The sequence below is a fragment of the Geomicrobium sp. JCM 19037 genome, from assembly GCF_000698105.1.
Lineage (GTDB): Bacteria > Bacillota > Bacilli > Bacillales > Marinococcaceae > Geomicrobium_A.
Genome location: NZ_BAWZ01000005.1, coordinates 60,303 through 81,441, shown reverse-complemented (window position 1 = coordinate 81,441; position 21,139 = coordinate 60,303). Strand labels below are relative to the sequence as shown.

Genomic DNA, 21,139 nt, shown 5'->3' with positions numbered 1-21,139 from the left:
GCCTAGGGCTCAGTCTTCTTTGTACGGTGCCCGCTGGTACAAGTAGTTGGGCAACTTTAGCTTATTGTCTATTTCTTGATGAAAAATGGCAGTTGTCGCCGGAGACATGGGAGGAATCAGCCAAGTCCAATCTCCTGTTACTTCCCTTCCCGCGTCTTTTTCTAATTGCTGAAAGTACTCAAATTGTTTGGCTGCCGTATGGTGATCAACAATCGTCACACCGTTTTCTTGATAGGAATGTAGTACTGCTCGATTTAATTCAACGAGAGCTTCGTCTTTCCATAACGTTGACGGGTGACCTCTTGGGATATTTAGCGCATCGGCCACTTCTGGAAGTTTATGATATCGAAATTCATCCGCCAAATTTCTCGCGCCAACCTCGGTCCCCATATACCAACCGTTAAACGGTGAGGCAGGATACGTTACGCCACCGATTGAAAGACTCATATCAGAAATAATTGGCACGGCATACCATTGTAAGTGCAAGTCGTCGAATCGCTCGTCTTTCGGATGCGTAATGGCTACCTCTCGCACGATTTCTTCGGGTACTTCTTTTAGTTGAGCTCCGCATCGCCAAATTGAACGACGAATGGTAACACATCATATTCTGTGCCTTTCCCTTGCCACCCTAACTGTTCACAAACCTGTGTAAAAGGAATGGAGCGGCATCGCCAATAATCCCTCCATCACGTTCATAACCGGCGTAACGTATGAGCTGATGGTTCCATATTCGACATTCATTGTTACTGCCAGCTGCTGGGAACACTGTAATTAGCGAGCGAATTCGGCCGTTATTCGTTGCCTTAACAATATGGTTCTCTAAATACAAGAAAATGTCTTCGGCCGATTCAACGTGTCGAGCGTCCACGACCTCCAGGCTATTCCAAAACAACCGCCCAATACAGCGGTTGCTATTGCGCCATGCAACTCGTGCACCGTACGTCAGTTCTTCTGTCGTCTGAACGTACGTGCCTGTACGTTCAATCTCTAATTGGACATCGTTCCACCTGCTATGACAAATGTCTTGTTGATTTGTTTCTTGATAATAGCCCATTAGAAACTCGTGGGCATCTTGTTGTACATTCATGACCGTTTTGGCACCTCTTTTTCATGTCATACACGTATCTTTCGTCAATCATCTAAGATCCATGAGAAATTTTGAAACCTTTATGTTATCTTGTCGTATAATCAATAGGAGTGCTTTTTCGACTTAACAGCGAGATCAACTTCGCTTACAATATATATGAGTTCCTAGATAAAAGGAAGTGTTACGCACATGAATATTGGGTTTTTCCTACTGCCAAAACAAGAGGTCAAGTACTTAAGCCCGGATGCGACAATTAGACAAGCGATCGAAAAAATGCGCCACCATCGGTATACAGCTGCCCCGCTTGTGAATCAGGACGGAAAATATGCCGGCACAATAACCGAAGGTGACTTACTTTGGGTCATTATGGATAATAGAGATCAAGCGATGGAAGATATTATGAACTTGCGATTAAAAGATATTCCGCAGCGCGTGAAGAATATTCCCATCTACATTCATGAAGAGATGGAAGATCTAGTCGCACTATCATCTGACCAAAACTTCATCCCCGTTATGGATGATTCTGGCTACTTCATTGGTATTGTTCGCAGAAGAGATATTATTAAGTACTGTTCCAACCGTCTATTCGAATCAAAGCAAGAAGAAAACATCTAATCCGAAGATTAGATGTTTTCTTTATGACTGATATTGCTTGACGACATGATGAAGCTTTAGCGCATGGCTAATTTCACCGTCAATTTTTAGCTGGCCTGTCATGTAAGCGGTTGTAGGATTCCAGTCCCCATCAAGTAACTTTTCGAAGTTCTTGTCGCTCATCTTCAAAACACAGTCTGCTTCCCCAGGAACCGGGTTTGATTGCACCTGAACGGACCTTCCGGTAAAAGCAATACCGTGCAATCCTTCGGTCTTTAATTCAAAATGGTAGGTTCTCTCCAAATGTTGGATATGTTCAGGATTGTTGTTCATTTGATCGGCTAGTTTTTGAATCTTCTCTTCAGTTGACATACAATTTCTCCCTCTCATTCCAGCGTTACGTACCCTTTCATTGTACCTAAAGGCTAGAGAAGATTAAAGAGAAAAATCATCAAAATCAACGAAAAAATGAGACGATTCTACGGGCGAGCTGTCGTATACGATGCTGCCTGTTCCCGCAACTTATATTTTTGGATTTTTCCCGATGCTGTCATCGGGTATTCGCTCACGAAGAATATGTCTCTTGGAATTTTGAAGTGCGAGATCTGGTCTTTACAATACGCCTTTACATCTTCGGTCGTTAAACTCGCTTCTTCTTTTAGAATCACCCAAGCTGTTACAGCTTCACCTAGTCTCGCATCAGGGACACCCACTACTTGTACGTCCAAAATGTCTGGATGTGTATACATGAACTCTTCAATTTCACGTGGATATACGTTCTCTCCACCCCGAATGATCATATCTTTTAATCGCCCTGTAATTCTGCAGTAACCGCTCTCATCCATGACTGCCAAATCACCTGTACGTAGCCAACCATCTGCTTGTAGAACAGCCGCAGTTGCTTCTTCATTTTTGTAATACCCTCTCATGACATGGTAGCCACGTGTGCATAACTCTCCTTGAACATTTGTTGGAACCTCTTCATCTGTTCCAGGGGTAACAATCTTCACTTCAACATTCGGTAGCGCTTTCCCTACCGTTTCCACTCGTACTTGCAAAGGATCATCGACTCTCGTTTGTGTTGAAACAGGTGATGATTCTGTTTGCCCGTAAGCAATCGTAATTTCCGTTAAGCCCATGCGCTCAACTACCCCTCGCATGACCTCTACAGGACAGTTCGATCCTGCCATAATACCCGTACGAAGCGAAGATAGATCAAACGAATCAAACCGCTTTTCATTCATTTCAGCAATAAACATCGTAGGGACCGTGTAAAGCTGTGCACTCTTCATCTTGGACCGTTTGCAACACTTCAAGCGGTTGAAATTCTTGAACCGGCACCATCGTTGCACCAACAGAAACAGAAGCGATCGTCCCCATTACACATCCGAAGCAATGAAAAAACGGGACAGGGATGCATAACCGATCTGTACTTGTTAACTCCATACAAGCGGCAACGTTACGGGCGTTATTCACGATGTTTCTATGAGTCAGCATCACACCTTTAGGAAACCCGGTCGTCCCTGATGTATACTGCATGTTGATGACCTCATCCGCATCGAGGTCAGCCATACGTACGTCCAATTCTTCTTCAGTCACACTGTCCGCAGCAGCGATAACATCTGGCCAATTGTACATACCCGGATGCCTCTCATCCCCCATAAAGATGACGCGCTTAAGGTGCGGAAGTTTCCTCAATTGCAACGCACCGGGGGTGGCATCTTTTAGTTCCGGAATAATATCATATAACATGTTGATATAAGACGTTTCTTTATATTTATCCATCAAGATTAATGTCGAAGAATCAGATTGTTTCAGTAAATACTCTAACTCTTTCTTTTGATAATTCGTATTGACTGTAACTAAAACAGCGCCCAACTTGGCAGAAGCAAATTGCGTGGTCACCCACTCCGGTTTATTCGTTGCCCAGATCGCTACATGGTCACCTTTTTCAATCCCTAGCTGTATAAATCCCCGAGCCGTTTGCCGACATAACTCTTCAAACTGTGCATAAGTGAGCCGCAACCCACGGTCTCGATAGACGAGCGCTTCCCGCTCTGGCTGTTTTTTTGCTGTGTTTTCAAGAAGGTGACCTAATGTATCATGGATCATTTCTACCATTTCAATAACCGCCTCCTGTTTCGTAAATGGATGTATTACTTGATTCGCTACAAACCATCCAATGTCCTTGCCAAGATTTTATATTCTATTAACATTTGTGTAGACAAGAAAATAAATTATCAAAAATTGTAATTATCTATATTTTATCGTATGTAAGTGATACCTTTACAGACGAGGAATAAGTAAACAGGCAGAGGAGAAAAATGATATGAAAAAAACATTCACTATCGTTTTCATTTGTGCCATTTTAGTCATTGTATTTTTGCAGTTTAATGCCGAACCTGAAATATCAGAAGGAGAGGCACTGTCATAGTTGAAAATAGTCATGACACCGGAAAAGTCGATATATTGTCTATAAGTAAGCGATGGGGAAATTATATTATAAAATGGGAGAATGAAGAAAACTGCGAAAGAGGTACAAATACCGTTGATGGACATACTGCAGAGACGATAAGAGGTCAAGTAACCATTTGTTAGTTTGGAATGTACAAGCCAAATATTATATATGAATATGGCGAACTACAACTATAATTAGTTCTTACTTAAATGTGCACGCTAACGACAACGTCTTGTTTCGACACCTCCGGTTTCAATAGAGATTAGCCCTCAAGGTTTATGTGGGTAAACACGTAGCTTTTCCACATATGAACAGGTTCCTCTGACTCTTTTATATGACAATCCTCCCTTCAGACGAGTTACTTTAGGACACCAACTGCCCCATATGTTACGATTTGTGACAGTTGACAAAGCTTTTGTGACAACATAGCTCTAGAATGACAGATATTGCTTAATGAATGGCATCAAAAACCGATTTTTAATGCCATACGAACACCCTCCACTGTATTATATAGAACAGTGTACAGAGGAACGAGTTCATGCTGTACTTTCGGTCTGGAATACACAGTAAACGCGGTAGCGCGAGTCGATGTCGCACTTGTGCTGTGATGTACAACCACCTGCCTCTAGTCCTAGTTGCGGACGCCTTTCTACTATTCCCTGACCATAGTAAAAACGGGAGGTGCTTGTGCACCTCCCGTTTTTACTAGTTTATACTCTTACGATGTGAATTTCGTCTGCATTTGCGTTAAGTGCAGTCGTTAACGCGTTTAGCACGTTCTGGTGTTCACCATATGCACCTTCTGCGCTTCCATTTACATACACTTGATACACATCTCCTGACCCTGGAGACGGATACTGATAGTTGTTGCTGCTTCCAACACGCTGGACGGTAATTTCTCCAGCGGTTCCTAAAGCTGACGACACACTGTTCGTAATATTGTCTGTGTCCCCATAAGCCCCTTCTTGAGTCCCATCAACGATGACACGATACGTTGATGATGGTGGTTCACCACCACCGCCATCTTCTAAATCAAAGATGTCAGCAATTCCGTTTGCGTGTCCAACAGCGACCGATTGCAAAAAGCTAGAATCTGAAAGAAGCGCTGCATCGCTTGCATTATCGATGAACAGGTTTTCTGTTAAGATCGCTGGCATTGATGTTTCACGTAATACCGCGAAATTTTGTGACTTTTGGCCACGATCGCTCACACTAATCTGGCTCATAATCGCATTGTGAATTAACGGCTGAAAGTTCACCTCATCTTGGCTTGGAGCAGAATGAATGAACGATTCAAAACCTGTTCCCCCACCTGCGTTTACGTGAATGGATACGAAATAATCAGCACCCCAGTTGTTTGCGAGTATTGCTCGTTGACTTAAATCAACAAACACGTCCGTTGTCCTTGACATTTCAACCTCTACCCCAGCGTACTCTTCGAGCAAGTCTCTCACCCGAAGGCCAATATCAAGTACTAAATCCTTCTCTTGAAGACCATTGCCAACAGCACCTGGATCGTTACCACCGTGTCCTGGATCTAAAAAGATTCTTACCATGCTTATCATCTCCTTTCGTTACATAAAGACGATAAGCATGCCAATCATCAACATGAAATCAAAATTAGGCTTTGGCTTAGTCCTTTTCGACCTCATTGTCTTCATAAGAGATCCAGTCACTCCAACTTCCTGGATAAAGTTTTATATTTTTTAATCCTGCTTTTTGCATGGCAATAATGTTCGCATTTGCGGAAACCCCAGAACCACAGTAGACGATCACTTCTTCTTCGTTTCGTAAATGATCATACATTGCCCGCAAATCTTCCTCTGGCTTCCATACACCTCGTGCCGCAAGATTATCTTTCCAAAACATATTGATCGCTCCAGGGATATGTCCCGCCTTATGATCCACTGGTTCACTTGTACCGTTGTACCGTTCAGGTGCCCTTGCATCAACGAGCGACACACCATTTCGATCCTTTCTTTGTTTCAGTTCATCCATAGAAATGACCATGTTCTCATTCACATCGGATTCAAAAGAAACCGGTATAAGTTTAGGTACTTCCGTTGTAACGGGATACCCTTGCTTCACCCACTCTGAAAAATTCTCGTCCATAATCGATGCGTTTTTTTGACCGACATAATGGAGCAACCACCATAGCCGACCCGCCATCTGCCCATGATCGTCATCATAAATGACGACGTGCTTCTCTTTGTTTATGCCTTTTTCACGAAGCTGCTGAGCGAACACTTCTGGATCTGGAAGCGGATGTCTGCCCCCGTGTGTACCTACATTTCCAGACAAATCATTTTTTAAATCAAAGAACAATGCACCTGGAATATGAGATTTACGATAGGCTTCACGACCGGCTTTCGCGTCTTTCAAGTCAAATCTACAATCAGCAATAATGACATCGGAATCATTCATATGCTCAAAGAGCCATTCCTTTGATACAGTACATGTTGTGTTCATTCGTATCACCTCTTTAAAAATTGCCGCGCGCCCTGATCTTCTTATAGAAGATCAAAATCCCAACATAGACACGCTATGATGGGACCGTGGTGTTTTCAATTAACATTCCTTAATCGCCCAATACTCGAGTACTAGCAATCGTTAGGAAAGGATTTACGTCGAAAATGTTCGTTTTTGTAAGACAGCACCTAGAGATACAAACAATACAGCGGTAGCTAGTAGGACAAGAAAGCTCCAATGCGCTTGTGTACCTGGTGTGAATAACATTGGGAAAAACGCCCAGCCTATCGCAATCGTTCCAATTCCAATACCTAGCGTATACAATCGATGACCTGTTTTCATCATTGCACCCCTCTATATTATCAAACTGTTCTCATGATTTTGTCAACATAAATGAATTAACAAATGTTCATTATTATAGTAATCTTTAAGAAATAGAGAGAAGGATGTGTTTCCTTGAAGAAACGATTAGACCAACTTAAACAAACGTCAAAATCGCAAGGTCAAGAAGCGGTGCTCATTACTTCAACAGCCAACGTATATTACTTAAGTGATTTTTATTGCAACCCGAAAGAGCGATTTCTCGGCCTGCTTTTATATACAGATGAACGTGAGCCTGCCATTATCTGCCCTAAAATGGAGACAAGCCTAGCGATTGATGCTGGCTGGACGCACGACATTATCGGCTATGAAGATACTGAGAATCCATTAGAGAAAATTCCTTTCGTATCATCGTTGGCGATTGAGGAAGATCACCTTATTGTGGCAAGATACAACGAGCTAAAGCGACTTCAACCAAGTCTATCGCTTTCTTCCATCGATGGCGCACTGCTCGCACTTCGTGCAGCTAAGGATGATGAGGAAATTGTCCGTCTACAAGAAGCTGCAGAGTTTGCTGATATCGCTGTTGAACTTGGTGTATCTGTCCTTCGCGAGGGAGTTAGTGAGCTTGAAGTGATTGCCCATATTGAATCTGAATTGAAAGCAAAAGGCATTACGAAAATGAGCTTTGATCCAGTTGTATTGTTCGGACCAAATGCCGCAAATCCTCATGGTAAACCAGGGACATCAACGTTGAAGCGTGGAGATGCCGTATTGATGGATTTAGGTGTCATGTGGAAAGGGTATGCCTCGGACATTACCCGAACGGTCTTTTTCGGTGAACCGACGAGCGCTCACCGTCACGTATATGAAACCGTTCTTGAGGCAAATGAAGCCGGAATTTCAGCTTGTGTGGCAGGTGATCAAATTAAATAGGCCGACATCGCGGCCCGAAACGTCATTGAGCGTGCCGGTTTTGGTGAGTACTTCACGCACCGCCTCGGTCACGGTTTAGGCATCGAAGTTCATGAAGCGCCGTCGATGCATGGGAACAATGAAGAGCGTCTAGAAAACGGGATGGCACTAACCGTTGAACCAGGGATTTACCAGTCTGGGGACATCGGCGTGCGCATCGAAGATGACATAATCGTAACCGTGAATGGACCACTCGTACTCACACGCTATCCGAAAACATTACAAATCATCTAAACGCAAAAAAGCAGACAAGGAACGATCCTTCGTCTGCTTTTTTATGTGTTTGCATGAACGGGCAAAAAGAAATTACGAATGTCTTTCCAATGATCGACTCGAGTGAATCGATCTTCTCCGTGATTGTGAAATGCAGTGTAGAGAATGCCTTCGCCCGTAAATCCTTCTAGCTTTGATACGTGATCATCCACGAGGTAATCGGCATGAATAATACTTTTATCTCACAGAAAACGAAGTTTTGTGGTGTGAGAAACGGGAAATGTTCAAGCAACCATTCGTACTTTTCATTGAAACAAGTGGGCACTTCCATCGCTGCGGTTGCAATAAATAGTTCATAGTGTTCGTCTAACTCTTTCATGACTTCTACCGCATCTTCCATAACTGCTAGCCCTCTAAAAAATCCAGGCTCTTGCAAAATTTCATAGATTTCTTTTGTGTGATGCGGTCGCAAATCTTGAAGCTTTTGTGTGACCAATTGGTTAGGCTGGATGCTGTCTTCAAAACGCTCATTGTATCGCTCGAGTAACTCGGACACGAGATCGGCCATCACTTCATCCATGTCAAATGCAATTCTTTTTTTCATATTTTCATCCCCCATCATTCTAATTGTACTAAAAATACAACTGATGAGCCATTCTCACTCATTACGATCTCGGCTTACCGACAAGCAAGGTCACATCAACCGTTACGTCTAATTCAGTTAGATGTAACATCTGCTCTTTACGATCCACACTTGCATCCCAACTCACTGGCGTCATGTGTATAAGTGCGGGAATGTATTGACCCGCGACGGTTTTCACATCGTAGACTTGTTCTTTTTCTAAAATATGAAACCGTTTTTTAAAGTTCTCGATTACATCAGTAGGATCGAGGGGATCAATATGATCTCCATACAGCCGGACGCGCAATTCCTGTAGATAATCCGGTCCCGGCATTGCTTTAATGACGAAGCCATCTGAACGTAATACTCGGGAAAACTCACGGCTATTTACAGGAGAAAAAAGGTTCAATATCACATCAACAGAATCATCTTGAACGGGCAGTTGTTCAAGATTAGCGACAACCCACATCAGGCTTCCTGTGAAATCCGTCGCCTTTTGGATTGCATCTTTAGATAAATCCAACCCGATTCCTACAGAACTTCCAAGCCGACGTTGAACAGATGCCAAGTGACTTCCTTCTCCGCACCCCACATCTAACAGCTCTCGCACATCTTCTTTATGCCGCTGAATCAATGCCCCAATGCGATCGATCATCGGTTGATATAAACCTTGGGTGTAGATGTCCCTTCTTGCCGTGAACATCTCTTTCGTGTAATCACTATTCACCGCTTTTTGGAGTAGGTGTACGTAACCTTTTTTTGCGAGGTCATACACGTGCCCTCCAGCACATTGGAGCTGTTTATCAAGGAGCGTCAAGTTTCTGTGGCACGTCGGACAAACGATCAAGTGCCCATGTTCCCGAAACGTTTCAGTCGCAATCTCAATCTTTTTCACAGTGACAACTCCTATCGTTTTAAACTTCTCACATCATATCACAATACCCTCTATAGCTTATTAAACCTGTTGATAAAGATGTATTTTTTTAAAAAACGTCGATTGATTATTATTTTTTTGGACAGGCTAAAGTGAAGCTTCATATTATAATTTTGTGGAGGGTTTACAACATGAAAAAGATAATTCTTTGTACAACAATGATGGTTATGCTTACCGCTTGCGGAACTGGCATGGATGAAACAGACACAAATGGAAACGGAAATGGAGGAACTGATGGTGCGGAAACTTCTGAAGAACCTACAGATATGAGCATGAACCTATCTAATCCTAATAGCCGAGTAGACAATAATGAGTCTGGTAACGGCGAAAATGCGATGAATGAAAACGGATCAGCATATGATCGGGGCGTCGTGGAACTTGAAATTGATATTGAATTTCAAAATGGTGAGGATTGGGAATACGACTACGAAAATCAAAATACGAATGTGAAGGCGGATGTGGAAAAGGGAGAACAGGATTTAGAAGGAGATGAAGCCATTGAGGAAGTAGAGAATTTACTTAAAAATGTTGAGCTTCATGGAGACCAAGGCTCCGAGGAGATGGTTCAAGAAGTTGTTAACGCTCTTGATTTAGAGGATGGCGATTTATATAAAGTTGAACTTTATATTGAATTTGAAAATGGAAACATGTACCAAGTATCACAACAAATGTAAGGTAATGCATTTTTTTAAGCACGAGTCTTTAGTAAATATAGCAAGGTACGTTCTTTAAGCCCTCAAGGTCATTACGAAAAAAGTATTCACAAGTATGGAAGAGAAGTATTGAATATCCTCATGTGATGTGATTCGTTGGGGAAATGCATATATAATTTCACCTTATACGTTGCCTTAGGTGTTGAGAATTCCTCAAAATAAAGATAGCACATTTCATACTTCTTTTCTTCTATATAGAATGAACTTTAGATTTTCCTGATTTGCGCTGTTGATTGTTGCTTTCCACTACAGGCGGATACTTGCAGTCCAGACTATAAGGGCAACATCGGTGGTCAAAAGACTCCCACCGTGTTTTCTTTGACACTCCAGGGTATAAGGGCAACATCGGCGGCCAAAAGACAGCCACCGTGTTTACTTGACCGCGAAGGACCGGCCGAGCTCCTCGGTCTTACGACCTGCGGGGTCTCGTCTCGGCCTACTTCCGCAGGCGTCACCGCCTTTCGTTCCAATCAACGGTACCGAATCGGCGACGTTGCTGAACTGGGGTTGCTCAATATTGGCATTCAACTCGATCCGTACACTTTGGAGGTCAATGACAGTAGATATTCCTCATTGCTACGTCTATTGTGAACGATTAAGATCGACCTTCAAAGTCGTTGAACGTTAGGCTGTAATGTTTGGTCTACCATTCGTTCGTGAAGAAATTCTTTCGTTCAGCTTATATAGATCGCGCACGAAACAATCTAGATCGCTTTAGAACATCGCAAATCACCTTATACTGGACGATCTATGAACATTCGTTTCTATACCGAACGGTCGTCGCATGACTCATGCCGACCTCTCGTTAGCCTTTGTGATGGAAAATGATGGGATTAATAAGTCACGCCTATAAATGAACTGTCCAGCTCAACGAATACACTATAAAGACTGAGAAATGTACTCAATGTAAATCACGGATACGAGAGTGCTTTTTTCTATATTTCCCTTGCCTCATATAGACGCTTAGTGGGAGTAGGAGGGACAATGCCTTCTTCAGCTGCCCGAGCTAGTAGTTCGTGTATCGCCCGATACCCTTCAGTGCCTAAATCTCTCGTAAACTCATTTACATATAGATCAATGTGTGACGCTGCGACGTGTTCGTCCATCTCTTGCGCATGTTCCATCACGTAAGACTTTGAGGCTTCAGGATGCGCCCATGCGTATTCAATTGATTGGCGAATCCAGTCTGTAATTGTGGACACATCAAGCTCTCGCTTGGCAATAATGGCGCCAAGTGGAATCGGCGAGCCTGTGTCAGCCTCCCACCAGTCGCCTAAGTCAACAAGTTTTGATAGCCCAAATTTTTCATACGTAAATCGCGCTTCGTGGATGACGAGACCAGCATCCACCTCGCCTTCTTTTACCGCGGGCATGATTTCGTGGAACGGCATGACGACAATTTCACCAAATTGACCTTCCACTTGTTGCTTTGCCCATAACCGAAACAGCATATATGCGGTTGACCTTTCACTAGGGACAGCGACTCGCTTCCCAATCATATCTTGAGCTTGTCTCTCCCCGTTTGTAAGCACAAGTGGACCGCACCCTCTTCCAAGTGCACCCCCGCATGGGATAAGGTGATAGTTTTCTAACGCCCAAGGAAGTGCAGCAAACGATATCTTCATCACGTCATGATCATGGGGGTCTCCGTCAATAGCAAGTGTATTCGTCACATCAATATCTGCATACGTCACTTGAAAGTCAGGGGCACCTTCAATCTTACCGTGCGTGAGTGCGTGAAAGACGTAAGTGTCGTTCGGACATGGTGAAAATGCGATTTTCATCGTAAAACCTCCATTGCTTTCGCAAGTTGTTCCAACGCCTCAGGAATTTTCCAGGCACCTCTATCCCGTTTGCCGACAAAGTTGGATATTGACCGTATTTCGACGACAGGTACGCCGTACTCCTTTGCAGCTGAAGCGACGCCAAATCCTTCCATCCCCTCAGCAACCGCCTCAGGAAATCGCTCTAGTAAATCTAGCGCTGTGTCGTCTGTGCCTGTCACAGTAGATTTCGTGATGATAACTCCTGATTTCATCGTTTGCATAATTTGGGGGATTGAATACGGGATGAACCAAACCCGAGTTCTTCTACTGGTATAAAAGAATCGGCTGTCTCCGCCCCTAAATCTCCACAAACGATGTCCGAAGAAATGACAACTTCTAATAGTTCCACTCTTTCCTTAAAGCCACCACCGATTCCGGCATTGATCACGAGATCGTAATCATCTTTCGCCAAACATATTGCCGTTCTCGCTGCAGCACTTGCAGGGCCAACACCTGCCGTTTCCACTTGAATGTTCGGATTTGTACCAATGCCTTTTTCCACAGCTTCTTTTTCCGCATCAACTGCAGTCATAATTAATATTCGTTTCATCGTCTAACTCCTCACGTTAATGCCCAATCTGTTTGCCATTGTGTCGGAACCGGGTAGCCTGATTGCTTGAGCGCAACATAATATTGTCCCGTATGAATTCCTTCGTGTTGAACGGCAATCTGCATTAATTCTACCGGTGTAATCGCACGATCGTCAAAAGTAATATGGTTCTTTTCGGTATACAAAAACGCCTCCGCAAGTCGCTCCGCACTAGACAGAAGTAGTGAACGAACAGGGGCATCATCGGGCACCTTCTCACCTGGAAATTGCACTTTGCCCGAGAATAGCGCTGATCGATACACGAGGCGCACTCGAATAAGATGGGCAAACAACTGGGACGGTGTGCCTAATTGTTCATGAACAGACTCCCCCCATCGTTCTTCTGGAATGACATCTGCTAGTTGATTGTTTAACGATGTAGCATGTAACAGCCGTCTGTTTCGATGCTCATCCCTTCCTCTCATCATGTATATTGTCTTTCGCTACGCGCTCCACAGCTGTAATCGTCGCTTCAATTTGAGTGGAGGTCACGTCTTTATGGGTGACAAGATGGATGATGTTCTTTCCGTAAGGGTTTGCGAGAACCCCTTCAGAATAGAGACGTTGTGTAAACTCTTTTTCTGTGCATTGGAGTCCATCTGTTTCGACAAGAATAATATTCGTTTCAACTGGTGTGTGAATGCCCATCCCGGGGATATTTCCAATCCCTTCAGCAAGGCGTTTTGCGTTCGTGTGATCGTTCTCTAAGCGATCAATCATATCGGTGAGTGCAATCTTTCCCGGCGCTGCGATCACACCTGCTTGCCGCATTCCACCACCTAATCTTTTTCGCCACTTTCTTGCACTCTTTATGAAAGTTTGGTCCCCGGCAATGATGGATCCAACAGGCGCGCCTAATCCTTTCGAGAGACACACTTGTACCGTCGTGAATGACTCAGTAAAATTCTTAATCGGTTCTCCCAATGCCACACTTGCATGAAACAACCGCGCACCGTCAAGATGCGTAGGGATTTGATAACGGCTTCCTAAGTCAGTAACATTTCTCATCTCCTCAGGGGTTATAATGGTACCTCCGTGTCGATTATGGGTGTTCTCCATGCAAATGAGCCCAGTCTCAGGAGCATGAATATCATCTGGACGAATCGCTTCTTCAACATCCGCGACGTCCATCACTCCTCGCACCCCATATACCGTACGAGGTTGCACACCAGCAAATGCTGCGATAGCAGCTCCTTCATAGTGAAAAATATGGCTTTCTGCTTCCATTATGACTTCGTTGCCAGGTTGGCAATGTGCCAAAACCGCAATTTGATTTCCTTGTGTTCCACTCGTCACAAATAACGCCGCTTCTTTTCCAAGTAGCTCGGCTGCGTATTCTTCCAAGTCATTGACCGTCGGATCATCTTCATACACATCATCACCAACAACCGCATCTACCATTGCTGCTCGCATCGCTTCTGTCGGCTTAGTAACCGTATCGCTTCTTAGGTCAATCATCGACCTGCCTCCTTGTCGTAAAAGTGCAAGTTTTGTAGAAAATAAGGAAAGGTTATCCTTTCGACAAGATTATCGTGCATAATGACCACCTGTCCTTTATAATGCACTAATGGATCATAAGAAACAGTAAAGGAGCGTACCCTATGGACTTTGGATTATTGGCCCTTTTGCCCCCCGTGGTAGCCATTATTCTAGCCATCTTAACGCGTAATGTTGTACCTGCCTTATTTGTAGGTGTTTGGATTGGTGCAACGATGCTTAGTGGTTGGAACCCATTTCTCGGCCTATACGCAACGTTTAATGACTTTATCATACCTTCTTTAGGCGATGAATGGAATGCAACGGTCTTATTGTATTGCGGCTTATTCGGTGTTCTCATCGTCGTATTCCAGACGACCGGAGGCGCCCAGGCGCTAGCGAATGCTTTTGCAAACCGCATCCGCTCACGCAAAGGTGCTCAAGCTTCAACAGGATTTTTAGGATTAACTTTGTTTATTGATGATTATTTTAACGCATTAACTGTTGGTAGCGTCATGCGTTCAATCACAGATAAATTGAGAGTATCTCGAGAAAAACTTGCTTACATCGTTGACTCAACGTCAGCACCGACATGTCTTTTAGTGCCGGTTTCGACGTGGGTCGTTTATGTGATGGGGTTAATTGGTACTGAGTTTGTGCGAATGGATATTGACCAAAGCGAGTATCTCATGTACTTAGCCACAATTCCGTTTAACTATTACGCGATTTTGGCGATCTTCACCGTGTTTATCGTCATCTTTTTACGATTTGACTACGGACCGATGGCAAAAGCCGAGCTCCGTGCAGTAACAACTGGGAAACTCATTCGTGACGGAGGTCAACCGCCTGCCGCTGACGAGATTACACAAGCGGAACCCGTGACTGGCACACCAAAAATTCGAAACTTGCTCGTTCCGATGCTCGTGTTGCTAGCGCTCATTCCACCTCTTTTCTTATGGACCGGAAACTACCCAGAAAACAGCTTTGTCGTTGCGATCGGCGAAGCGGACGGAGGCATCTCAATCCTGCTTGCCGCTGTTGCTGCCATTTTCGTTGCACTTATTATGGGTGTATCTCAAAAAATGTTTAGCTTCATGGAAGCTGTTGGCTGATCATGAAAGGCATCAAAGGCATGATGCTCGTTTTCGTTATCTTAATTCTTGCCTGGTCGATCGGCTCTGTGTCATCCGAAGTCGGTACCGATCAGTTTCTCGTAAATGTAGCTGAACAGTCCCTCATCTCACCGGCGTTTATTCCAATCCTTATTTTCATTGCTGGGGGCATTATCGCTTTTACAACGGGCACATCTTACGGTACCTTTGCCATCATGATTCCGATTGCGATTCCGTTAGCGGTATCGATGGACATTAGTTTACCGTTAGCAATCGCCGCTGTTTTAAGTGGAGGGATTTTCGGAGATCATTGTTCTCCCATCTCTGATACGTCTGTGCTTTCTTCTGCAGGTGCTGCGAGTGACCATATCGACCACGTCAACACGCAACTTCCCTATGCGATTACTGCAGGAATTGTCGGGATGATCTGCTTCTTCATTGCCGGCATCACCAATTCATGGTGGATTGCTCTTTTAACAGGGCTTGTGCTTATGACTGTCGTCGCCTTCTTGCTCACAAAGCTTTGGGGTCAAAAAATACCAGTAGAAAACCAGTGATCTTCATCACTGGTTTTTTTTGTCGTCATCGGTTAGTGCACGAATTAACTGCGCGGGAATGGCGTATTGCGTATCTTGTACGTTGACCGATTGCAGTGACTCGGCATCGACCGCCTCTTTCTTATACTCGTTTGCTTGCTGATGTAAGCTTTCCATTCTCCGATCTAACTTCGCCGCTGCTTCTGCAACGTCTTTAAGTTCTGAGGACAGCTCTGATGGAACGACCTCACCGAATTTGTAAAAGATCTTGTGCTCCAAGCTTGCCCAAAAATCCATTGCAACCGTGCGAATTTGAATTTCGACAGCGACGTGTTCAATTCGGTCAGACATGTATACAGGCACTTCCACAATCAGATGCAAGCTCCGGTAGCCATTCGGCTTTGGCGTTTGCAAGTAATCTTTCACTTCCAGAATACGAATATCCTCATGCTTTTCTAGCATATCTTGAATCGCATATATATCCTTTTGAAAAGAACAACTGATGCGAATTCCTGCAATATCTTTAATATGTTCTCGAATGTCTTCCATGTTCATTGGAATTCTTTTTCGCTGGACTTTTTGAAGAATACTTTCAGGAGACTTCAATCTTGATGAAACGTGTTCGATCGGATTGTATTCATGGACGTATTGAAATTCTTCTTGTAAGATGCCCACCTTCGTATTCATTTCATCTAACGCAAACTTGTACGTCATCAAAAACCTCGTCAGTTGATTCTTCATCATTTTCAAACGTGCTGGATCAATGGGAATTGAAGTGTGTTTTCTTTCCATTTTCGTCCCTCCTCATTACAGCATATCCAACTCATACACAGACTTCAAGAAAAGCCATTGACGCGTGCTACCCACCCCTGCAAACTAAGTAGAAAGGAGGGCTTATCTTGGCGCAACTTTTCCAAAAAATCATTCGATTTATTTTTGCAGCTTTAGGTATTACTTTTTTTTGCTGGCATTGGTTATCTCTTTTTATTGTTCGTCATGACTAATACTATGCATGCTTATTTATACTTCGGAGCGTACATATTGATTATTATTTGGACGTTCTTTGCTGTTTTTGATATCTCTACTAGAAAAATACGCGGGGTCGGCCTTGGCATAGGTTGAGTTTGGTCGTCCTCACACTCGGAGTCGTACAGTTCCAGTCATACCAAGAAGCTCAGCTAGATACGATCACCGAGGCGGATGTTGAGATTGATAACTACATCCCTTATGCGAATGACAATACGTTAGCCACCCTCGATAAAGAAGCATCAATCCAGTTTGACGATGATCTTCCTGTACTAGACGGTGCGACGGCTCTTTATCCCATCTATGCAGCTTTTGCAGAAGCTGTTTACCCAGAAGGTACGTATAACCCTGACCGGAGTGCCGTTCGAAGAACGCAAACTGACAACGCCTATACAGCACTCCTACACGAAGAGGTGGATATCATCTTTGCACCAGCACCTTCTAGCAATCAACGAGCTGAAGCCGAAGAGCTTAATGTAGAATTTGAGCTTACACCACTAGGTAGAGAAGCTTTCGTTTTCTTTGTAAACGAAACGAACCCTATCGAGTCTCTCACTTCTGAACAGTTACGATCGATTTATACGGGTGAGGTGACCAACTGGGCTGAGGTAGGCGGGGAATCTGGAACGATTCAGGCTTTCCAAAGACCAGAAGGAAGTGGTAGCCAAACTGCTTTACAACAATTCATAGGGGAAGATGAACTTATGGACTCCTGCTGAGGATCGGGTAGCGGGTATGGGTGGAATTATAACCGAAACGGCGGATTACAGAAACCATCCTCATGCAATTGGGTATTCCTTTCGATTCTTTGCTACAGAAATGAATGACACTGATGAAGTTCGGCTTTTAGCCATTGATGGCGCTCGGCCAACACGAGAAAATATCGCAAACGATTCGTATCCCCTCTCATCCGAATTCTATGCCATTACTCGCGCAGGGGAAGATGACGAGAAGGTGGCAACACTGGTCGAATGGATGATCGGACCCGAAGGCCAAACGATCGTTGAGAGAACGGGTTATGTAGCAAACGAATAACCGTCTTTCTATTTTGGCAGTACGATGTCCAATAATTACCACTACCGATAAAAAGGAGCCAACCTACGGTTAGCTCCTCAATGCTCTAGTATTCTAATTCAAAGTCCTTTACATACGCTTGCGGGGTCATGACCGCTTTGCCATCGAAGTTACCCAATGGCTTCCCTTCTTTAACTCGATTTGGCGTATCTGGATTCGCTAATGCTTGGCGAGCAACGGCAATATAATCAGCTTCTCCTTGCTGAAGCACTCGTGCGGCTTTTTCTGGATCGCCTAAATCTCCGCACGTGATGATCGGCTTGTTCGCATATTGTTTCGCCGCTTGCGCCATCGTTTTCGTTCCTTCACCAAAACCGGGAGCAGCCGCATCGATATCCGAGATGTGGATGTAGTCAGCGCTCGTCTTCCCGAGTGCAGAGAAAATGATACGGGCATCACTCTCCCCTCCTGGCCAAACATACGACCCGTTCGTCGCTTTCAACTGTGAAATGCGGATGCCTAGCATCATCTCAGTGCCAACAGCCTCTCGTACTTCTTCAATTAATTCAACGAGCAGACGGACACGATTCTCCACACTACCGCCATATTCATCGGTACGTTTGTTGCTCACTTCAGAAAGAAACTCATCAAGTAAATACCCATTCGCCCCATGTAATTCAACGCCGCTAAACCCAGCCTGACTGGCAAGCTTCGCTGACTGTACAAATCCTTGTTTGACTTCTTCAATCTCTTGTTTAGACAATTCTTTTGCTGTCGGGAACGCTCCGCTTCCGTAATACACTTCCACTTTGTCTGCAGGTGGTGAAAACTCAGAAGGAGCAACCGTGACGTCTGTATAATGATTTCCTTGCGTTTGCGCCCCTCCGTGCATTAACTGCGCAATCATGAGCGCGCCGTGACTTTTCACACCTTCTACAATCGGTGCCCAAGCACTTGCATGTTTCTCCGTCGCTAAACCACCTTGGTAGCGATACGCTTGACTATGCTTTGTATCCGGATAAACACCCTCAGTTATGACCGCAGCAAAGCCACCCTTAGCAAAGCGCTCATAATATTGTCGGACACGTTCATTCGGCGTTCCATCTTCCTCAGAGCTCACACGCGTCATCGGCCCAACGATATATCGGTTTTTTAGTATATGATTTCCTATAGATCCTCTTGCAAATAACTCGTTCACAGTTTCACCTAGCTTTCTAAAGTCTCTGTTCATGACATTCCTGTTCTTTTGTCATTTTAAACCTCACGAAATTGTTTCGCTTTGAAAAAGATAAAGAACCAAATGACGAGCCCCACGACTCCAAGACCAAATAACACGAGTTGAATTGGAATCTCGAAAGCCACCATCCCGGTTACAATCCCGTAAGATACCGGGTCAAACCCATTCATGGCTAAAAAGATGATACTCATGACTCTTCCCATAATGTGTTGATCCGTATTTTCCTGAGCGACGGTAAAGAATGGAATATAGACAAACACCATTGAAAACCCAATAAAAAAGATTAAAACCGTTAACCCCGTTAAGTTCGGAATGAGGCTAAAGATAATAAAGAGCACAAGAGCGGCAAGCAACCCGTATAGGTCATCGCGCCTCTTCGCCTTTTAATTGTATACACACCTAGAATCATGCTTCCGAGTAACATGCCGATCCCAAGACTTGCCTCCATGAAGCTGAGGTTTAATGGAGAGCCTCCGTGAACATCTACTAAGAGTGGAATGGCAATATGAAGTGCGCCAAAGACAAAGAAGTTAAGCGTAATTAATACGAGCAAACCGACGAGCAAAAATTGCGACCTGCGTACGTATTGCAAACCGTCTTTAAGATCTTGCATCGGGCTTTGCTGTGTGCGCTCTTCCACAGCTGCTTCTTTAATGAGTGGTGGAAAGATGAATATCGCTGAAAAGAACACGAGAATCGTGGCAATGAGAAAGCTTCCGGCCACCGAGTAGGCTTCCATCAACACCCCAGCAAGAATTGGACCGATGATAAATGAAATTTGGTCAGCCCCTTGAAACACGGCATTCGCCCGTTGCAATTGTGCTTTAGCAACAATTTTTGGAATGAGCGAAGAGCTTGCCGGACCAAAAAAGGCATCAAGCATGCCAAAGATCCCCGCTAACACTAAAAGAATCGTTAATGTCAGGTTGTCACTTGCAACAAACAGATACAAAAGAAGCAATAAAAACCCTTGCGTCAGGTTCGTAATAAACATGATTGTTGTTTTCTTATATTTATCGGCAAGAACACCGCCAAATACCATCATTAGCAGTCGAGGAATGGTCGCTGCCATCAGCACTAAACCTACGGCTGCAGCCGAGTCCATTTCTGTAACGGCATACCATGATACCGTCGTAAGAAACATACTAAACCCTACTACTGCAAAGACGCCAGCAATAAACATGAGGATAAATGTGCGGTTCCTTGATAGTTTAACTTCTGTCTCCATCATGATTCCTCCTTTACACAGACCGAGCGGTCGGTCTATAATATAATCGATAAAAGAACTCTCGTCAAGGAGGAATTTCACTTGAAAGAGCAATCCATCATTGAAGCCGCAAAACAGCTGTTTATTGAAAAAGGGTACCGAGAAACATCGGTTGCTGATATTGTTCGAGCATCAGGAAGCAGTAAAGGGAATCTTTATCATCATTTCAAAAACAAAGAAGCTTTATTCCTAAAGATTATTGAAGAAGACGATGATCACTGGTTACATGAATGGTCTCTTAAAAGCTATGAATTCAACAACGCAAGAGAGAAATTCATCGGACTCGCCACATATAGTGCGACCCGGCAAACGTATCATCCGATGAGAAGTGCGGTTGCTGAATTTTATGCTTTGGAAAGTCATTACTCATCAGAGATTAAAGCCAAAATTAAAGAAATCGACGACCGCTACACCGAATGCTTTATGGACATTATTCAGGAAGGGAATCGTCAAGAAGAGTGGAACGTAGGCGATCCGTGGGAAGTGAGTGAAATTGCAAGCGCCCTTTCTGTCGGCATGGACATGCTGTACGGTGATTATCCAATTGAGGAACGAAAACGACGCTACGTAAAATCCGTGGAAATTTTCCTAGATGGACTCTCATAACAAAAAACTAGCCGGAGGCGGCTAGTTTTTTGAGGTTTTGGTTTCGCGAACTACACTAGCGATT

20 protein-coding genes and 5 pseudogenes are annotated in these 21,139 nt (G+C 44.0%); 8 read left to right on the top strand and 17 right to left on the bottom strand.

Annotated elements, in window-relative coordinates:
• Positions 1 to 9: 9 nt before the first annotated feature.
• A pseudogene (locus tag JCM19037_RS04430) lies at positions 10 to 1,087 on the bottom strand (nitric oxide synthase oxygenase).
• Positions 1,088 to 1,276: 189 nt separating this feature from the next.
• On the opposite strand from JCM19037_RS04430, the gene JCM19037_RS04425 reads away from it, so the two are divergent.
• A complete protein-coding gene (locus JCM19037_RS04425) occupies positions 1,277 to 1,702 on the top strand; it encodes a CBS domain-containing protein (protein WP_042398280.1) in 426 nt (141 codons plus the stop codon).
• Between the two features lie 21 nt (positions 1,703 to 1,723).
• On the opposite strand, the gene JCM19037_RS04420 is transcribed toward JCM19037_RS04425, so the two are convergent.
• The 6 genes and pseudogenes from JCM19037_RS04420 to JCM19037_RS04400 all read right to left on the bottom strand — a co-directional run bounded on the left by JCM19037_RS04420 (position 1,724) and on the right by JCM19037_RS04400 (position 6,953).
• Positions 1,724 to 2,053: an SCP2 sterol-binding domain-containing protein gene (locus JCM19037_RS04420; protein WP_042398277.1), complete on the bottom strand. Its 330-nt coding sequence runs from the start codon at positions 2,051 to 2,053 to the stop codon at positions 1,724 to 1,726.
• Between the two features lie 107 nt (positions 2,054 to 2,160).
• On the bottom strand, positions 2,161 to 2,430 hold the full coding sequence (locus JCM19037_RS26705) for a hypothetical protein (RefSeq protein ID WP_238544546.1): 270 nt from the start codon (positions 2,428 to 2,430) through the stop codon (positions 2,161 to 2,163).
• A gap of 225 nt (positions 2,431 to 2,655) precedes the next feature.
• Positions 2,656 to 3,793: pseudogene (locus JCM19037_RS04415) on the bottom strand (AMP-binding protein); the annotation flags it as partial.
• 1,056 nt (positions 3,794 to 4,849) lie between these two features.
• Complete coding sequence (locus JCM19037_RS29140) at positions 4,850 to 5,695, bottom strand: N-acetylmuramoyl-L-alanine amidase (RefSeq protein WP_081829051.1); 846 nt, start codon at positions 5,693 to 5,695, stop codon at positions 4,850 to 4,852.
• A 76-nt stretch (positions 5,696 to 5,771) separates the two neighbouring features.
• Entirely contained in the window at positions 5,772 to 6,608 is an 837-nt protein-coding gene (locus tag JCM19037_RS04405; protein WP_042398273.1) for a sulfurtransferase, read from the bottom strand.
• A gap of 153 nt (positions 6,609 to 6,761) precedes the next feature.
• Complete coding sequence (locus JCM19037_RS04400) at positions 6,762 to 6,953, bottom strand: hypothetical protein (protein WP_152548938.1); 192 nt, start codon at positions 6,951 to 6,953, stop codon at positions 6,762 to 6,764.
• Between the two features lie 111 nt (positions 6,954 to 7,064).
• Between JCM19037_RS04400 and JCM19037_RS04395 the strand changes: the two are divergent.
• A pseudogene (locus JCM19037_RS04395) lies at positions 7,065 to 8,138 on the top strand (M24 family metallopeptidase).
• Between the two features lie 41 nt (positions 8,139 to 8,179).
• Here the strand turns inward: JCM19037_RS04395 and JCM19037_RS04390 are convergent.
• Both JCM19037_RS04390 and JCM19037_RS04385 read right to left on the bottom strand, forming a co-directional pair.
• Positions 8,180 to 8,721, bottom strand: a pseudogene (locus JCM19037_RS04390) (5'(3')-deoxyribonucleotidase).
• Positions 8,722 to 8,782: 61 nt separating this feature from the next.
• Entirely contained in the window at positions 8,783 to 9,634 is an 852-nt protein-coding gene (locus JCM19037_RS04385) for a methyltransferase domain-containing protein (RefSeq protein WP_042398267.1), read from the bottom strand.
• A gap of 170 nt (positions 9,635 to 9,804) precedes the next feature.
• Between JCM19037_RS04385 and JCM19037_RS04380 the strand changes: the two genes are divergently transcribed.
• Entirely contained in the window at positions 9,805 to 10,347 is a 543-nt protein-coding gene (locus JCM19037_RS04380; RefSeq protein ID WP_042398263.1) for a YusW family protein, read from the top strand.
• Between the two features lie 974 nt (positions 10,348 to 11,321).
• On the opposite strand, the gene JCM19037_RS04375 is transcribed toward JCM19037_RS04380, so the two are convergent.
• From JCM19037_RS04375 to JCM19037_RS04360, 4 genes and pseudogenes are all read right to left on the bottom strand, one after another.
• A complete protein-coding gene (locus JCM19037_RS04375) occupies positions 11,322 to 12,170 on the bottom strand; it encodes a 1,4-dihydroxy-6-naphthoate synthase (protein WP_042398260.1) in 849 nt (282 codons plus the stop codon).
• Positions 12,167 to 12,762: pseudogene (locus JCM19037_RS04370) on the bottom strand (futalosine hydrolase). Before JCM19037_RS04370 ends, JCM19037_RS04375 begins: the two are co-directional and overlap by 4 nt.
• Before the next feature lie 11 nt (positions 12,763 to 12,773).
• The gene (locus JCM19037_RS04365) at positions 12,774 to 13,229 is read right to left on the bottom strand and encodes a DinB family protein (protein WP_052363534.1); all 456 of its coding nucleotides are present in this window, start codon (positions 13,227 to 13,229) and stop codon (positions 12,774 to 12,776) included.
• Complete coding sequence (locus JCM19037_RS04360; protein WP_042398257.1) at positions 13,210 to 14,259, bottom strand: low specificity L-threonine aldolase; 1,050 nt, start codon at positions 14,257 to 14,259, stop codon at positions 13,210 to 13,212. Before JCM19037_RS04360 ends, JCM19037_RS04365 begins: the two co-directional genes overlap by 20 nt.
• A gap of 143 nt (positions 14,260 to 14,402) precedes the next feature.
• Between JCM19037_RS04360 and JCM19037_RS28195 the strand changes: the two genes are divergently transcribed.
• The gene (locus JCM19037_RS28195) at positions 14,403 to 15,389 is read left to right on the top strand and encodes a Na+/H+ antiporter NhaC family protein (protein ID WP_202963218.1); all 987 of its coding nucleotides are present in this window, start codon (positions 14,403 to 14,405) and stop codon (positions 15,387 to 15,389) included.
• A 2-nt stretch (positions 15,390 to 15,391) separates the two neighbouring features.
• Complete coding sequence (locus JCM19037_RS28190) at positions 15,392 to 15,946, top strand: Na+/H+ antiporter NhaC family protein (protein ID WP_202963217.1); 555 nt, start codon at positions 15,392 to 15,394, stop codon at positions 15,944 to 15,946.
• A gap of 6 nt (positions 15,947 to 15,952) precedes the next feature.
• Here the strand turns inward: JCM19037_RS28190 and JCM19037_RS04350 are convergent, their stop codons facing one another.
• Positions 15,953 to 16,717 (bottom strand): GTP pyrophosphokinase family protein, encoded by a 765-nt coding sequence (locus JCM19037_RS04350; RefSeq protein ID WP_042398254.1) that lies wholly within the window; start codon positions 16,715 to 16,717, stop codon positions 15,953 to 15,955.
• Positions 16,718 to 17,043: 326 nt separating this feature from the next.
• Here JCM19037_RS04350 and JCM19037_RS04345 point away from each other — a divergent pair, with 326 nt between their 5' ends.
• Together JCM19037_RS04345 and JCM19037_RS22045 are read left to right on the top strand one after the other, a co-directional pair.
• Entirely contained in the window at positions 17,044 to 17,670 is a 627-nt protein-coding gene (locus tag JCM19037_RS04345) for a PstS family phosphate ABC transporter substrate-binding protein (RefSeq protein ID WP_081829050.1), read from the top strand.
• Entirely contained in the window at positions 17,648 to 17,986 is a 339-nt protein-coding gene (locus tag JCM19037_RS22045) for a PstS family phosphate ABC transporter substrate-binding protein (RefSeq protein WP_152548937.1), read from the top strand. Before JCM19037_RS04345 ends, JCM19037_RS22045 begins: the two co-directional genes overlap by 23 nt.
• An 85-nt stretch (positions 17,987 to 18,071) precedes the next feature.
• Here the strand turns inward: JCM19037_RS22045 and JCM19037_RS04340 are convergent, their stop codons facing one another.
• From JCM19037_RS04340 to JCM19037_RS04335, 3 genes are read right to left on the bottom strand one after another with little or no spacing between them, the layout of a single operon-like run.
• Positions 18,072 to 19,196, bottom strand: a complete 1,125-nt coding sequence (locus JCM19037_RS04340; protein WP_042398251.1) for an NADH:flavin oxidoreductase — start codon at positions 19,194 to 19,196, stop codon at positions 18,072 to 18,074.
• Between the two features lie 23 nt (positions 19,197 to 19,219).
• Positions 19,220 to 19,540 carry a hypothetical protein gene (locus tag JCM19037_RS29135; RefSeq protein WP_307189725.1) on the bottom strand — a complete coding sequence of 107 codons (321 nt, stop codon included), beginning with the start codon at positions 19,538 to 19,540 and terminating at the stop codon, positions 19,220 to 19,222.
• Positions 19,504 to 20,433, bottom strand: coding sequence for an MFS transporter (locus JCM19037_RS04335; protein WP_307189724.1), 930 nt, complete (start codon positions 20,431 to 20,433; stop codon positions 19,504 to 19,506). Before JCM19037_RS04335 ends, JCM19037_RS29135 begins: the two co-directional genes overlap by 37 nt.
• Positions 20,434 to 20,511: 78 nt before the next feature.
• On the opposite strand from JCM19037_RS04335, the gene JCM19037_RS04330 reads away from it, so the two are divergent.
• Positions 20,512 to 21,075, top strand: a complete 564-nt coding sequence (locus JCM19037_RS04330) for a TetR/AcrR family transcriptional regulator (protein ID WP_042398248.1) — start codon at positions 20,512 to 20,514, stop codon at positions 21,073 to 21,075.
• Positions 21,076 to 21,139: the final 64 nt, after the last annotated feature.